Genomic DNA, 13452 nt, shown 5'->3' with positions numbered 1-13452 from the left:
CGCAAATGCCTCGCGGCTGGCTCATCTCTACGAGTGGCTGGCGATGAACTTGTCGATGATAGCGTCGAACCCGGCATCGGTGTGGAAGCCCAGGGCATCGGCTCGTTGCGTATCGAACGATTCGGGCCAGCTGGAGACGATCGCATCGATCCTGGCGTCGTGTTCGAAACTGACCAGCGACCTCGTCTCCTTGCCCGCTTGTCGCTCCAGCGCACCCAGCATGTCTTCGACACTGACGCTGATACCGGGCAGATTGATCACTCGGTCCTCGTCGATCAGCCGCTCCTCGATGGCGAGCGCGTGGATCAGGTTATCGATCACCGTCTCCGGAGAGGAGAGCCACATGGTCAGCGAGGGTGATACCGGGCAGACGCTTGGCACACCGCTGAGCGGCTCGCGGATGATCCCGCTGGCGAAGGAGGAGGCGGCCGCGTTCGGACGGCCGGGACGAACGACGATGGTGGGTAGACGACAGACGCGGCCGTCGACGAAGCCGTGCCTGCTGTAATCGCTGACCAGAAGTTCGCCGATGGCTTTCTGGGTCCCGTACGACGAGCGTGGCTTGACGCAGCTGTGATCCTCCACGCGTCTGCCTACGCCTGCGCCGAACACCGCCAAAGAGCTGGTGAACAGCAGCCGCAGGCGCTTGGAATGCAGCCGACAGGCATCCAGTATCGCCCGCGTGGCATCCAGGTTGACGTGCATGCCCAGTTCGAAATCACTCTCCGCCTGGGAGCTGACGATGGCTGCGAGGTGCGCGATACCGAACGTATCCTCCCTGATCAGCGAACGGACCAAGCCGGGGTCTTCGATATCGCCAATCACCGATTCGACGTTAGGATGCTCGAGTGGGCAGGCCACTCGGTCGAGTGAAGTGATGTGGGTGATGTCGAGCCCGAGGCGTTCGTTTTTCGGCGAGAGCAGCGCGGAAATCAAACGACTGCCGAGAAAGCCTGCCCCGCCGGTGACGATGAGATGCATGTTCGAAACTCCTCGATTGGATGGTGTCGATGGGTGCAGTGGGCATCGATGCGCTGGTCAGAGCACAAGTGATGCGATGATCAATAGGGGGATGCTCGCCAGCCACAGCGTCGTCAACATGCCGGTGTGCATCTTCAGGGCTGCGCTGCCGCTCAGGCCGGTGAAGCGGGTCACGACCCAGAAGTAGGAGTCGTTGTAGTACGGCATCGCCATCGATCCTGCGCAGACCGCGAGCGCGGCCAGCAGAGGATCCAGCCCGCCGCTTTCCACCAGCGGTACGGAGAGCGTGGCGGCGGTGATGATGGCGACGGTGCCGGAGCCCTGGGCGACGCGTACTACCGTGGCGATGACGAAGGGCACCATGAACAGCGGCAAGGCGGACCATTCCGACACTGCGGTGCCGAGCGCACTGCCGACGCCTGAGTCGCGCAGTACCTGGCCATAGGCGCCCCCCGCGCCGGTGATGAAGATGATCGTCCCACCCGAGGCCGCGGCGGTGCCCATCCAGCCGACGATGGTTTCACGGGAGGTGCGCTTCGACGGCAGCGTATAGAGCGCGATGAGTAGGCCGATCAGCAGCGCTATTGCCGGTGCGCCGAAGAAGGTGGCGAGCGCGGCGAAGTGCGACCCCGGGACGAGCGCCTGGCTGAAGGTGTTGGTGAGGATCAATACCACCGGGACCAGGATGGGCGCCAGTGCTTTCCATGGCCCGATGTGCGCATTGTTGTGCTGTTCGTCCTGGTTGGTCTCGTCGGCTTGCTCCTCCTCCTCGGAGTCGCTGGTGTAGCCCAGGCGTTGGCTTTCCAGCTTGGGCCCGACGATGCGGGCGTAGATGATCACCACCGGTAGCAGCGCGATGATGAACAGCGCACCGGCTGCGAACAGCGCCCCTAGATCCAGGCCCAGCAGTGCCGCTGCGGCCAATGGCCCAGGCGTTGGCGGCACCATGTGGTGACTGATCGCAAGGCCCCCCGCCAGGGCGATCGAGAGCGCCACCACCGAGCGCTTGGCATGTCGGGCGAGCGGCCTCACCAGCGGGTGGAGCATGACGAACGCGGTGTCGCAGAAGACCGGCACCGAGACCACGGCGCCAGTGGTCGCCATCGCGATCTCTTCGCGGTTCTTGCCGAACAGGCGGATGAACATCCGCGCCAGTACCGTGGCCGCCCCGGTGACTTCCATCACCTTGCCCAGCATCACCCCCAGGCCGATGACGATACCGATGCTGGCCAGCGTCCCGCCGAAGCCTTGGGTGATCGAGGTCACCAGGGCATCTGGCGATACTCCCGCAATCAGCCCAGTGACTAGCGCACCTATCAGCAGCGCGGCGAAGGGGTCGAGTCTCGAGCGCAGAATCAAGGTGATGACCGACACGACGCCCAGCAGTAGGGCAGCCAGCATATGCATGTCCATATCGGGTATATCCTTGTCGTTTGGTGGTGAGGGTGTGGCTCTTTCACCCAAAGGATGAATTGAACTCCAGTGGCGATATTTGTAATGTTGTCTGACAAATATCGCGGTTGGGAAGATCGCCATTAGTCGGAGATCGTTATCGCGATGAGTGATTTACCTGCACGTTCGCCGCATTTGTCGCATCAGGTGGCGGATTGGTTGCGTGAGGAAATTATTGGCGGCGCGTTCGCGCCAGGTGAGCGGCTGCCTACCGAGGCCGCGCTCTGCGAGCGCTTCGAGATCAGCCGGTCCGTGGTACGGGAAGCGATTTCCGTGCTTCGTGACGCGGGTTTGGTGGTCTCGCGGCGAGGAAGCGGCAGCTACGTCGCCGAAGTGGCCTCGGCGATGGTCAGCCTGCCGCTACCGGGTGACCAGTTGAGCGCGGTAACGGGTGTGCTCGAGTTGAGACGGGCACTCGAAAGCGAGGCGGCGGAGCTGGCGGCGCTGCGGCGCACGCCAGCGCAGCTGCGGCGGCTGAAGATGGCGCTGGAGGAGCTCGACGAGGCGGTGGCGGCTGGGGGCGATGGGGTCGAGGAGGATGTCGCCTTCCACCGCTTGGTCGCGGAGGCGTCCAACAGCCCTTATCTGCTCAAGGTGGTCAATCTGTGCCACGTGCTGCTGCGGCGCACGATAGGGATCACCCGCTCCAACGAGGCCAAGCGGCATGTCTACATGCGTCAGGTCGAGCGTGAGCATGCGCTGATCGTCGACCGAATCGAGGCGCAGGATGCGCAGGGGGCGTCGGCGGCGATCAAAAGCCACCTCGAGCATGCCGAACTGCGCCTCAGGGCCTGTTGATACGCCCTAGGCGGGGAGGCACGGCGGGGCGTGCGAAAGGTTGAGGAAATACCATCCTGGATAGGGGGCAACAATGCAGCAAACCCGGAACGTAGCGCTCCCCTCGGTCGGTGTGATCGGCCTGGGATCGATGGGCATGGGGATTGCGCGGTCGCTGCTGCGCGCTGGTTTCGACACCTGGGGCTGCGATCTCGGCGAGTCGGCGCGCTCGGCCTTCGCAGCCGCCGGCGGGCATGTGGCGCAAAGCCCGGCGGCGCTCGGCGAACGGGTCGATGTGCTGTTCTGCGTGGTGGTCAATGCTCGCCAGGCCAAGGAAGTGCTGCTCGGCGAGCAGGGGGCCTGCGCGCGGATGGCGCCGGGAGGCGTGGTGATCCAGTGCGCCACCTGCGCCCCCGATGCGGTACGCGCGCTCGAGGCGCCGATCGCGGCGCTTGGTCTCAGCCTGATCGATGCGCCGATCTCCGGCGGTGCGGTCAAGGCCGCTGCGGGTGAGCTGACGGTGATGGCCTCCGGCGGGGCCGAGGCGTTCGACAAAGCGGCGGGGGCATTGGATGCGGTGTCGGCGCGGCTCTTTCGTCTCGGTGAGGCGATCGGCGCGGGTTCCCAGGTCAAGCTGGTCAACCAGCTGCTCGCCGGCGTGCACATCGCTGCCGCCGCCGAGGCGATGGCCTACGGCATCAGCGGTGGCTGCGACCCGGACGCGGTGTTCGAGGTGATCACCGCCAGCGCTGGCAACTCCTGGATGTTCGAGAACCGCGTGCCGCATATCCTCGATGCGGATTACTCGCCGCGTTCGGCGGTCGACATCTTCGTCAAGGACCTGGGCCTGGTCCACGAAAGCGCCCTGGGGCGCAAGTTCCCGCTGCCGCTCACCGCGCAGGCGCTTTCGATGTTCACCCAGGCCTCGGCGATGGGGCTTGGTGGAGAGGACGACGCCGCGGTGGTGAAAATCTTCCCAGGCGTGCAACTACCCAAAGCGAAGGAGGCTTGAGCATGGCCGACAAACTCCTGCTCGGCTGTATCGCTGACGACTTCACCGGCGCGACCGATCTCGCCAGCCAATTGGTGGCGGCGGGCATGCGAGTGGTACAGACCATCGGTGTCCCCGGTACGGCGTTGGACGATGACTGCGACGCGGTGGTGGTCGCGCTCAAATCGCGTACCGTGGCGCCGGAGCGCGCGGTCGAGGCCTCGCTTGCAGCACTCGACTGGCTGCGTGACCAGGGCTGTGAGCGCTTCTACTTCAAGTATTGCTCGACGTTCGACTCCACCGCCCAAGGCAACATCGGGCCGGTCACCGACGCACTGATGGAGGCGCTGGGGGTCGATTTCACCCTTGCGGTGCCGGCGCTTCCGGCCAACCGGCGCACGGTCTACAACGGTTATCTGTTCGCCAACGACGTGCTGCTCAACGAAAGCGGCATGCAGGATCATCCGCTGACGCCGATGACCGATCCTTGTCTCTTGCGCGTGCTCGCGCCGCAGACCCGGCATCGGGTCGGTTTGGTCAGCCATCACGATCTCGCCAAGGGTGTCGAGGCGGTACGCGCGCGGATCGAGGCGCTGCGAGGCGAAGGCGTCGGCATCGCGATCTGCGACACCCTCGACGAGTCGGATCTCCACCTGCTCGCCGCCGCCGCAAGCGACTCGGTGCTGCTCACCGGCGGCTCGGGGCTGGGGCTTTCGATCCCCGCCACCTTGGAGGGCTTCACCGCACGCGCGGACGCGGGCCGGCTGCCGCCGATCGAAGGGCGCGCACTGATTCTGAGCGGTAGCTGCTCCAGAGCGACCCTCGGGCAGCTCGAGCATGCCCGTGGGCGCTACCCTAGCATCGCCGTGGAGGTCGAATCGCTGGCAGAGGATTTCGACGCGCACCTGCAATCGCTGTTCGACTACTGCCTGGCGAGACTCGATCAAGGGCCGGTGGTGGTCCACGCCAGCAGCCCCGCCGAGCGGCTGCGTGAGGTCCAGGCCCGCTTCGGCGTCGAGGCGTCCGGTGCGCTGGTCGAGCGCGCCTTGGCAGGTCTCGCCCAGCGGCTGGTGGACGAGGCCGGGGTCCGCCGGATCCTGGTCGCGGGGGGCGAGAGCTCGGGCGCGGTGGTCGAAGCGCTCGGCGTCGAAGGGCTCAAGATCGGCCCGAGCATCGATACAGGGGTGCCCTGGACCCATAGCGTCGGCCGCGAGCCCGCACTGGCGTTGGCGTTGAAGTCGGGGAATTTCGGCCAGGTAGATTTCATGACCCGGGCCTGGGAGGTGCTGCCATGAGCAAGCGCGACGAGTCCCAGCTGCGAGATGAGCTGTGCAGGATCGGGCGCGAGTTTCGAAGCCTCGGCATGGCGCCGGGCACCTCCGGCAACTTGAGCGCCAAGCTCGACGACGGCTGGCTGATGACGCCGACCAATGTAGCGCTCGGCGAGCTCGAGCCTGCGCGAATCAGCAAGCTCGACTGGGAGGGGCGGCTGCTCGCCGGCGATCCGCCGACCAAGGAGTCGTTTCTCCATCGTGCCTTTTACGAACAGCGCCCCGAGGCCGGCGCAGTGATCCACCTGCATGCGACCTATGCCACTGCGCTTTCGTGCCTTTCCGGGCTCGATACCCGTTCGTGCATACCGCCGATCACGCCCTATTTCGTCATGCGCGTCGGCCGGTTGCCGCTATTGCCCTATTTCCGTCCTGGGGATCCGGCGATGGGCGAGGCGGTCGCCGAGATGGCCGCGAGCCACACTGCAGTGCTGCTGGCCAACCACGGCCCGGTGGTCTCCGCCGCGACGCTTGCGTCTGCGCGCAGCGCGATGGAAGAGCTCGAGGAGACCGCGCGGCTCTACCTGCTGTTGCATGGCCGCGAGGTGACCACGCTGGACGAGGAGCAGATCGAAGCGCTGCGCCAGTCCTTCGGTGCGCGCTGGTGAATGAAGGAGCCCGCACCGATCGAGTCCGAATCGATGCGCCTATTGATCGAATTCATGAGGAGAGCGGAATGCCGCGTTTTGCCGCCAATCTGAGCATGCTGTTCAACGAGGTACCGTTCATGTCCCGGTTCGAGCGCGCCGCGCGTGCCGGATTCGAGGCGGTCGAGTTCCTCTTTCCCTATGATTTCTCCGCCGACGAGATCGCCGCTGCCCTGCGCGAGCACCGGCTCGAGCAGGCGCTGTTCAACCTGCCCCCCGGGGATTGGTCGGCCGGAGAGCGGGGCATCACCAGCCTGCCGGGGCGCGAGGCCGAGTTCCGTGCCAGCGTCGAGACCGCGCTCGGCTATGCCCGCGCGCTGGGCTGCCGACGGCTGCATGCGATGGCCGGCGTACTGCCTGCCGGAGTCGAGCGTGAGCGAGCGCTCGACATCTATCGCGGTAACCTGAGCTACGCCGCCGAAAAGTTGGCCGGCGAAGGGATGACGCTTCTGATCGAGCCGATCAACCAGCGTGACATGCCTGGCTACCTGCTCAGCCATCAGGCTGAGGCGCACCGTCTGGTGGCCGAGCTGGGTAATCCCAATCTCAAGGTGCAGATGGACTTCTACCACGCCCAGATCATGGATGGTGACCTGTGGCGCTGCTTCGAGCGTTACCGTGATACCGTCGGCCACCTGCAGATCGCGGGCGTACCCGACCGCCATGAGCCCGACGAGGGCGAGCTCAACTATGGCTGGCTGTTCGCCCAGCTCGATGAGGCTGGATACGAGGGCTGGATCGGCTGCGAGTACCATCCGCGTAGTGATACCGAGGCGGGGCTTGGCTGGTTCGAGCCCTATCGGCCTGCTCGCTGAACCGATTGAAGCGCAATCGCCCCGCTATAGCGGGGCGATTGCGTTGAGGGGAGCCAATCGCTTTCAGTCCGCGGTCTTTTCCACCAGGGCATAGAAGAACCCATCGGCGCCGTCGACTTCGGGCAGCCGCTGGCGTGCGCCACCGTTGGTCTCGATGCCCCAGGAGGCATCGATCGGGACCAGCCGGGCATCGCCTGCGTGGGCGAGGAAGTCTTCGATCCGCGCCTGGTTCTCCGCCGGCATGATCGAACAGGTGGCATAAAGCAGCCGCCCGCCGACGCGCAGGGTCGGCCATAGGCTGTCGAGCAGCCGGCGCTGGAGCTCGGCGAGCTGGGTGATGTCGGTGGCGAGACGCAGCTGCTTGATGTCGGGATGGCGGCGAATCACCCCGGTGCCGGAGCAAGGCGCATCGAGCAGGATGGCGTCGAAGCGCTGCCCGTCCCACCAGTCGAGCTGGGTGGCATCGGCTTCGATGACGTCCACGGCTATCGACTCCGGCGGCGAGATGCGGGCAATGCCCTGCTCGACCCGTTTCAGCCGCTGAGCGTCGCTGTCCAGCGACTTGAGCGATAGCTCCCGTCCGGCGGCGGCCGCTCGTTCGATCAGCTGCATGCTCTTGCCGCCGGGTGCGCTGCAGGCGTCGAGCACCCGCAGCGGTGCCTGGGTGGGCGAGGCCAGCAGTGGGTCGATCAAGAGCGCAGCGGCGAGCTGGGCCGATTCGTCCTGCACGCTGACCAGCCCCTCCTTGAAGCCAGGCAGCGTCAGCGCATCGACCGCGTTGGCGAGCGTCACGCCATCCTCTGCATCGATGCAAGGGCGGGCCTCGAGGCCCTCGGCCTCGAGGCGGGCGAGATATTCGTCGCGCCGGATGCGAGCGCGGTTGACCCTGAGCGTCATCGGCGCCGCGGTGTTGTTGGCGGCGATGATCGAGGCCGCCTGGTCGGGCCAGGCATGCTCGATCGCATCGAGCAGCCAGGCCGGGTGGAGCAGCTGGCTCTGGCGCTCGGCGTCGAGACGCGCCTCGAGGGCTTCACGCTCGCGCTGGCAGCGCCTGAGACAGGCGTTCAGCACCTTGGTCGCCCAAGGCTTGCCGAGCAGGCGTGCAGCGCCGGCAGTCTCGCCGACCGCGGCATGATTCGGCACCCGCATGTAGAGCAGCTGGTGCAGGCCGATCAACAGCAGCGCCTGGACGTCCCGGTCGCGGGGCTTGAAGCCCTGGGAGAGCAGCATGCCGGCCAGTGCCTCGAGACGCGGCAGGGTGCGGCACACACCAAAGCAGAGCGCGCGGAAGAAGCCTTTGTCGCGACCGCTCAGGGTGCCATCGTCGAGGCTCGAGAGCGAGGCTCGGCGCTCGATGATCGGCACCAGCGCGCGGGCGGCGGCAGCGCGAGGGTCGTTGGGTTCACGCGGTGATGCGCTCATGCGCTTGGCTCCAGGGGGGCGAAGCGCTTGCCGGGCAGGAAGCGCTCGGCGCGGCTGTTGAGCAGTTCGCGCAGCGACAGCGGCTTGCCGCCGGGCAGCTGGGCACGGAGTACTCGCAGCTGTCCGCTCGCGCAGGCGATAAGCAGCGATTCACCGTCGCTTTCGAGCAGCGTGCCGGGGGCGGCCTGCGAGGCGCTCTGCGGCTCGGCCTCGGCGGCCCAGATCCGCAGGGGCTCTCCATCGAGCTCCGCCCAGGCCACCGGCCAGGGATTGAAGGCGCGCACCTTGGCGGCGAGCCGTTCGGCGGGCTGGTCGAAATCGAGCCGGGCCTGTGCTTTGGAGAGCTTGGCGGCATAGCTCACCCCTTGCGCCGGCTGCGGGCGGGGAGGGAGCCGTGCGGGATCGTCTGCGAGCGTATCCAGGGCGCTGACGATGGCTTCCGCGCCAAGCACGGCGAGCGCGTCGTGAAGCGCGCCACCGGTGGTTTGCGCATCGATCGCCACCCGGCGTTCGAGCAGCATGTCGCCGGTGTCGAGGCCTTCGTCCATCGCCATGATCGTCACCCCGCTTTCGGTATCACCCGCCTCGATCGCGCGTTGGATCGGCGCCGCGCCGCGCCAGCGCGGCAGCAGCGAGGCATGGACGTTGAGCGCGCCCAGCCGCGCGATCTCGAGCACTTCGCGCGGCAGGATCAAACCGTAGGCGGCGACCACCAGCACATCGAGACGCGCCTCGACCAGCGCGGCCCGGCTCTCCTCGCTGTTGAGCCGCTCGGGCTGGTGAACCGGCAGGCCATGGCGCTCGGCGAGCAGCTTCACCGGGCTCGACTGCGGTTTGCGCCCTCGTCCGGCGGGGCGGTCGGGCTGGGTATAGACGCACACCACCTGGTGGCGGCTAGCGAGCAGCGCCTCGAGGATGGCGGCGGCGAAGTCAGGGGTGCCGGCGAAGCCGACACGCAGGGATACGGGCATGGAGGAACTCGATGGCGATGGTGTGCGACGCAGCGCTCGAGGCTGGCTCAAGCGCTGGCCTTGTGGCGCTTCTGCATCTTCTTCTTGATCCGCTCGCGCTTGAGCGGCGAGAGGTAGTCGACGAACAGCTTGCCGTCGAGGTGATCGCTCTCATGCTGGATGCAGTGGGCGAGCAGGCCATCGGCTTCGAGCTCGAAGGGCTTGCCGTCGCGGTCCAGCGCACGTGCGCGAATGCGCAGTGCCCGGGGTACCTCGGCATAGTACTCGGGTACCGACAGGCAGCCTTCCTGCATCTGTGCGCGCTCGTCGTCGAGCGGCTCGTACTCGGGGTTGATCAGCACCATCGGCTGGTTCTGGGTGTCGCTCACGTCCATCACGAACAGACGGATGTGGCGATCCACCTGGGTGGCGGCAAGGCCGATGCCGGGTGCGTCGTACATGGTCTCGAACATGTCGTCGATCAGCTTGTTCAACTCATCGTCGAACTTCTCGACCGGTTTGGCGACGGTGCGCAGGCGTTCGTCGGGGTATTCGAGGATCTGGAGTATGGCCATGGATAGGGATACCAAAGAGTAAGGACGCCTCCGCCGCGGATAGCACCGAGCCAGCGCTGGCGCGAAGCCAGTGGCGGCGGACCGCGGAGATCGATCTGGATGCACGGGTGATATCCACGGCCGCTTCGCTCGGCGAGCGTCCAGCCTGGGCTAAACCGCAGCGATGGACTGCCGCTATGTCTCATAGGCGGCGAACGGCGGGAATGCCCCTATTGTAGTGCGCCACGGGCGGCAGATAAACCGCTGAGGGAGGGGAGCATCGATGAGCGAAGTATGGCCGGGAGCGCGGGAGTGGTTGGCGCTATCGCTGGTGCCGGGGCTGGGGTGTCGCCGTCTTAGGCGGCTACGGCAGTCGAAGGCGGCCTGGCCGGACGGTTGGCTGGCCGCCTTGAGTGTCGAGCAGCGCAGCTATCTGCGCTATCTGCTGCGTGCCGACGTCGGTCGCGAGCTGCTGGATCCGATGCTCGCCTGGCTCGAGCGCGGCGAAGCGCACCATCTGCTCCATCCGGGCCATCCTCGCTGGCCCTCTCTGCTCGACGAGATCGACGACACGCCCGCGCTGCTTTGGGGGTGGGGGGATCTCGATGCCTTGGAGCAGCCCTGCATCGCAGTGGTCGGCAGTCGTCGACCCAGTCGGGCCGGGCTGCGTCACGCGCTGGATTTTTCCGCTCGGCTCGCCGCCGGTGGATTCACGGTGGTAAGCGGGATGGCCAAGGGCATCGACGGTGCCGCCCATTTGGGAGCGCTCGAGGCAAAGGGGCGCAGCATCGCAGTGCTCGGCTGCGGTGTCGATGTGCTCTATCCGCGCCAGCACGCCCGGCTGCGCGAGCGGCTGCTCGCCGAAGGGGGGCTCCTGCTCTCGGAGCTGCCGTCCGCCACCCCGGCGCATGCCCGGCATTTTCCTCGGCGCAACCGGCTGGTCACCGGGTTGAGCCAGGGGGTGCTGGTGATCGAGGCGGCGATGCGAAGCGGCTCTTTGATCAGTGCCCGGCTGGCGCTGGAGCAGAATCGCGAGGTGTTCGCGCTGCCCGGCGCGCTGGACGATCCCCAGGTGCAGGGTTGCCTATGGCTGATCCAGGAAGGGGCCCGGCTGGTGACGCGGGCCGATGAGCTGTTCGATGAGTTCTCCGGTCGGCTCTCGCTCGCACCGGTCGCGCCCGAAGAGCCGGATGCGATGGGGGAAGGGAGCCCGCTGCTTGCGCTGCTCGGAGAGTCACCGATGCCGCTGGATGCGCTGGTCGAACGCGCAGCCCTCGATGTCTCGCGCTGCGCGGCGATGCTCCAGGCCCTGGAGATCGAGGGGCGGGTACTGCGCCGGCCTGGAGGCTGGATTCGGCGGCGCGAGGGATGAGTCGAGCAATCAAAGAGGCTAGAATCTGCGCCACCGTTTGCCAGGGAAAGATTGCATCATGACTACCGAGGTGATCGCCGACGCCGCTGCAGTGCTGCGCCGGGGTGGGATCGTCGCCTATCCGACCGAGGCGGTCTGGGGGCTCGGCTGTGATCCCGATGATCCGCTCGCGCTCGAACGGCTGCTCGGGTTGAAGCGGCGCGATGCGGCCAAGGGATTGATCCTGATCGCTGCGTCCATCGAGCAGTTCGAGCCCTGGCTTTCAGGGCTCGATGCCGAGTCTCGCCGACGGTTGGCCGAGCAGTGGCCCGGGCCGCTCACCTGGCTGGTTCCCGACAATGGCCGCGCTCACCCGTTGATACGCGGCGCGCACGACAAGGTCGCGCTCAGGGTCACCGCTCATCCGCTGGCCTCGGCGCTGTGCGAGGCGTTTGGCGGCCCGGTGGTGTCGACCTCGGCGAACCTCGCCGGTCGACCGTCGGCGCTTAGCGAGCAGGAGGTGCGCCGGGACTTCGGTGGTACGCTCGATGCGGTAGTGCCGGGCGCCCTCGGCGGTCGCGACCGGCCCAGCGAGATCCGCGATCTCGCCACTGGAGTGCGTCTTCGGCTCTGACCCTGGCCGACCTTTGCCGCGCTTTCATCGCTGATTTCAGGAGTCGTTCATGACCACACCCTCTCCGGCCGCCATGCTGTCCAGCGTCGAGCATTATCTGACCGGCCTGCAGGAGCGGCTTTGCTCGGCGCTCGCCAACGAAGATGGCGAAACCGGCTTCGTCGAGGAGCGCTGGACCCGCCCACAGGGCGGCGGTGGACGCACTCGCGTGATCGCCGACGGTGCCGTGTTCGAAAAGGGGGGGGTGAACTTTTCGCATGTCCACGGCGGCGAGCTGCCTCCCTCGGCGAGCGCATCGCGCCCCTCGCTTGCGGGGCGGGGCTTCTCGGCGATGGGGGTCTCCTGGGTGCTGCACCCACGCAACCCCTTCGTGCCCACCAGCCACGGCAACGTGCGCTTCTTCCTCGCCGAGAAGCAGGGCGAGGCGCCGGTATGGTGGTTCGGCGGAGGCATCGACCTCACCCCCTACTATCCTGAGCGCGAAGACGTGCTGCACTGGCATCGCGTCGCCCGCGATGCCTGCGCGCCCTTCGGCGATGACTGCTACCCGCGCTTCAAGGCCTGGTGCGACGACTACTTCCTGCTCAGGCACCGTAATGAAACCCGCGGGGTCGGTGGGCTTTTCTTCGACGACTTGAACGAGCCTGGCTTCGATGAAAGCTTCGCTTTCATGCGCTCGGTCGGTGACGCCTTCCTGCCCGCCTACCTGCCGATCGTCCAGCGTCGTCGCACGACGCCGTTCGGCGAGCGCGAGCGTGATTTCCAGGCCCATCGCCGAGGTCGATACGTCGAATTCAACCTGGTCTACGATCGCGGCACGCTGTTCGGGCTGCAAAGCGGCGGGCGTACCGAATCGATCCTGATGTCGATGCCGCCGGTGGCGCAATGGAGCTACGGCTACGCCGCCGAGCCCGGCAGTGCCGAGGCGAGGCTCGACGACTTCCTGAGGCCGCGCGACTGGCTGGGAGAGGCGGGCGAATGAGGCCGACGCCTACGGCGAGCTGCTGTAGGTGAGGAAGTCGAGGCCAGGATCGGGGTTGCCCAGCGAGGTCAGCGCATAGATCAGCTGGCCGCGCAGTTGGATCGCGTAGCTTATCACCTGGAATAGAAGCTCGACCCGGCTCAGCTCGAGGATGCCGACGCCCCCCTCGAGTCTCAGCTGTTCGGTGGCGCTGGCGTCGTCGAGCGTGCTCACCGCTTGGCGCCACTGGCGACACTGCTCGCGCAGCGCCGCGGCGAGCGTGTCGCGACCGCTGATCGACTCGCGGTAGACATCGGTCGCAGTGGCGCTATCGGGAGCGGGCCTGCCGAGATAGCGCGAAAGCCACAGCTCCTCCGTCTGCAGCAGATGGTTGAGCGTACCGTGGATACCGTGGCAGTGGAGCCCCAGGTCGCGGCGGTAATCTCCTTCGCTTACTTCCATGCAGGCACCGAGCAGCCGTTGAGTGGCCCACTCGTGATAGTCGATGAGAGTACGCAGATAGTCGGCGATCATGAACGGGGTCGGCGTCCTTGGAATGGGGGAGAATGATCAAGCCGGGTCGAAC

Annotated in this window: 14 protein-coding genes; 8 read left to right on the top strand and 6 right to left on the bottom strand. The window is 66.6% G+C overall.

Translation table 11 applies throughout. The features are described 5' to 3' along the window. Positions 1-27: 27 nt before the first annotated feature. Complete coding sequence (gene denD / locus Q376_RS0107075) at positions 28-981, bottom strand: D-erythronate dehydrogenase (RefSeq protein WP_027349735.1); 954 nt, start codon at positions 979-981, stop codon at positions 28-30. Between the two features lie 57 nt (positions 982-1038). After that, the gene (locus tag Q376_RS0107070) at positions 1039-2382 is read right to left on the bottom strand and encodes a GntP family permease (RefSeq protein ID WP_211266615.1); all 1344 of its coding nucleotides are present in this window, start codon (positions 2380-2382) and stop codon (positions 1039-1041) included. 156 nt (positions 2383-2538) lie between these two features. On the opposite strand from Q376_RS0107070, the gene Q376_RS0107065 reads away from it, so the two are divergent. The 5 genes from Q376_RS0107065 (at position 2539) to otnI (ending at position 6994) form a co-directional block, all read left to right on the top strand. Continuing rightward, a complete protein-coding gene (locus Q376_RS0107065; RefSeq protein ID WP_027349733.1) occupies positions 2539-3231 on the top strand; it encodes a FadR/GntR family transcriptional regulator in 693 nt (230 codons plus the stop codon). A 73-nt stretch (positions 3232-3304) separates the two neighbouring features. Continuing rightward, positions 3305-4222, top strand: coding sequence for an L-threonate dehydrogenase (gene ltnD, locus Q376_RS0107060; RefSeq protein ID WP_027349732.1), 918 nt, complete (start codon positions 3305-3307; stop codon positions 4220-4222). 2 nt (positions 4223-4224) lie between these two features. Next, positions 4225-5496 (top strand): 3-oxo-tetronate kinase, encoded by a 1272-nt coding sequence (gene otnK, locus Q376_RS0107055; protein WP_027349731.1) that lies wholly within the window; start codon positions 4225-4227, stop codon positions 5494-5496. Then, positions 5493-6140 (top strand): 3-oxo-tetronate 4-phosphate decarboxylase, encoded by a 648-nt coding sequence (otnC, locus tag Q376_RS0107050; protein ID WP_027349730.1) that lies wholly within the window; start codon positions 5493-5495, stop codon positions 6138-6140. The genes otnK and otnC overlap by 4 nt, the downstream gene beginning before the upstream one ends. A 68-nt stretch (positions 6141-6208) precedes the next feature. Next, on the top strand, positions 6209-6994 hold the full coding sequence (gene otnI / locus Q376_RS0107045) for a 2-oxo-tetronate isomerase (RefSeq protein WP_027349729.1): 786 nt from the start codon (positions 6209-6211) through the stop codon (positions 6992-6994). Positions 6995-7057: 63 nt separating this feature from the next. Here otnI and rsmB read toward each other — a convergent pair whose 3' ends face one another. From rsmB to def, 3 genes are read right to left on the bottom strand one after another with little or no spacing between them, the layout of a single operon-like run. Next, entirely contained in the window at positions 7058-8416 is a 1359-nt protein-coding gene (gene rsmB, locus Q376_RS0107040; RefSeq protein ID WP_027349728.1) for a 16S rRNA (cytosine(967)-C(5))-methyltransferase RsmB, read from the bottom strand. Beyond that, positions 8413-9387, bottom strand: a complete 975-nt coding sequence (fmt, locus tag Q376_RS0107035; RefSeq protein WP_027349727.1) for a methionyl-tRNA formyltransferase — start codon at positions 9385-9387, stop codon at positions 8413-8415. Before fmt ends, rsmB begins: the two co-directional genes overlap by 4 nt. A gap of 47 nt (positions 9388-9434) precedes the next feature. Further along, the gene (gene def / locus Q376_RS0107030; RefSeq protein WP_027349726.1) at positions 9435-9941 is read right to left on the bottom strand and encodes a peptide deformylase; all 507 of its coding nucleotides are present in this window, start codon (positions 9939-9941) and stop codon (positions 9435-9437) included. Positions 9942-10203: 262 nt separating this feature from the next. Between def and dprA the strand changes: the two genes are divergently transcribed. Genes dprA through hemF form a run of 3 tightly spaced genes read left to right on the top strand, consistent with a single transcriptional unit; the run spans position 10204 to position 12887 of the window. Then, positions 10204-11292 carry a DNA-processing protein DprA gene (gene dprA / locus Q376_RS0107025; RefSeq protein ID WP_027349725.1) on the top strand — a complete coding sequence of 363 codons (1089 nt, stop codon included), beginning with the start codon at positions 10204-10206 and terminating at the stop codon, positions 11290-11292. 58 nt (positions 11293-11350) lie between these two features. Continuing rightward, a complete protein-coding gene (tsaC, locus tag Q376_RS0107020) occupies positions 11351-11905 on the top strand; it encodes an L-threonylcarbamoyladenylate synthase type 1 TsaC (protein ID WP_027349724.1) in 555 nt (184 codons plus the stop codon). Positions 11906-11954: 49 nt separating this feature from the next. Next, positions 11955-12887, top strand: coding sequence for an oxygen-dependent coproporphyrinogen oxidase (gene hemF / locus Q376_RS0107015; RefSeq protein WP_081803436.1), 933 nt, complete (start codon positions 11955-11957; stop codon positions 12885-12887). Between the two features lie 9 nt (positions 12888-12896). Here hemF and Q376_RS0107010 read toward each other — a convergent pair whose 3' ends face one another. Next, positions 12897-13400, bottom strand: a complete 504-nt coding sequence (locus Q376_RS0107010; RefSeq protein WP_027349722.1) for a DinB family protein — start codon at positions 13398-13400, stop codon at positions 12897-12899. Between the last annotated feature and the right edge of the window lie 52 nt (positions 13401-13452).

It is taken from the genome of Halotalea alkalilenta DSM 17697 (assembly GCF_000621205.1).
Taxonomy (GTDB): Bacteria; Pseudomonadota; Gammaproteobacteria; order Pseudomonadales; family Halomonadaceae; genus Halotalea; species Halotalea alkalilenta.
Note: the sequence above shows the minus strand (reverse complement) of the source record. Positions and strands in the feature narration are given on the sequence as shown.

What these genes read in the sequence shown, in the direction of transcription:
- denD (WP_027349735.1), bottom strand. Translation starts at nt 981, where the DNA reads ATGCATCTCATCGTCACCGGCGGGGCAGGCTTTCTCGGCAGTCGTTTG.
- Q376_RS0107070 (WP_211266615.1), bottom strand. Translation starts at nt 2,382, where the DNA reads ATGCTGGCTGCCCTACTGCTGGGCGTCGTGTCGGTCATCACCTTGATT.
- Q376_RS0107065 (WP_027349733.1), top strand. Translation starts at nt 2,539, where the DNA reads ATGAGTGATTTACCTGCACGTTCGCCGCATTTGTCGCATCAGGTGGCG.
- ltnD (WP_027349732.1), top strand. Translation starts at nt 3,305, where the DNA reads ATGCAGCAAACCCGGAACGTAGCGCTCCCCTCGGTCGGTGTGATCGGC.
- otnK (WP_027349731.1), top strand. Translation starts at nt 4,225, where the DNA reads ATGGCCGACAAACTCCTGCTCGGCTGTATCGCTGACGACTTCACCGGC.
- otnC (WP_027349730.1), top strand. Translation starts at nt 5,493, where the DNA reads ATGAGCAAGCGCGACGAGTCCCAGCTGCGAGATGAGCTGTGCAGGATC.
- otnI (WP_027349729.1), top strand. Translation starts at nt 6,209, where the DNA reads ATGCCGCGTTTTGCCGCCAATCTGAGCATGCTGTTCAACGAGGTACCG.
- rsmB (WP_027349728.1), bottom strand. Translation starts at nt 8,416, where the DNA reads ATGAGCGCATCACCGCGTGAACCCAACGACCCTCGCGCTGCCGCCGCC.
- fmt (WP_027349727.1), bottom strand. Translation starts at nt 9,387, where the DNA reads ATGCCCGTATCCCTGCGTGTCGGCTTCGCCGGCACCCCTGACTTCGCC.
- def (WP_027349726.1), bottom strand. Translation starts at nt 9,941, where the DNA reads ATGGCCATACTCCAGATCCTCGAATACCCCGACGAACGCCTGCGCACC.
- dprA (WP_027349725.1), top strand. Translation starts at nt 10,204, where the DNA reads ATGAGCGAAGTATGGCCGGGAGCGCGGGAGTGGTTGGCGCTATCGCTG.
- tsaC (WP_027349724.1), top strand. Translation starts at nt 11,351, where the DNA reads ATGACTACCGAGGTGATCGCCGACGCCGCTGCAGTGCTGCGCCGGGGT.
- hemF (WP_081803436.1), top strand. Translation starts at nt 11,955, where the DNA reads ATGACCACACCCTCTCCGGCCGCCATGCTGTCCAGCGTCGAGCATTAT.
- Q376_RS0107010 (WP_027349722.1), bottom strand. Translation starts at nt 13,400, where the DNA reads ATGATCGCCGACTATCTGCGTACTCTCATCGACTATCACGAGTGGGCC.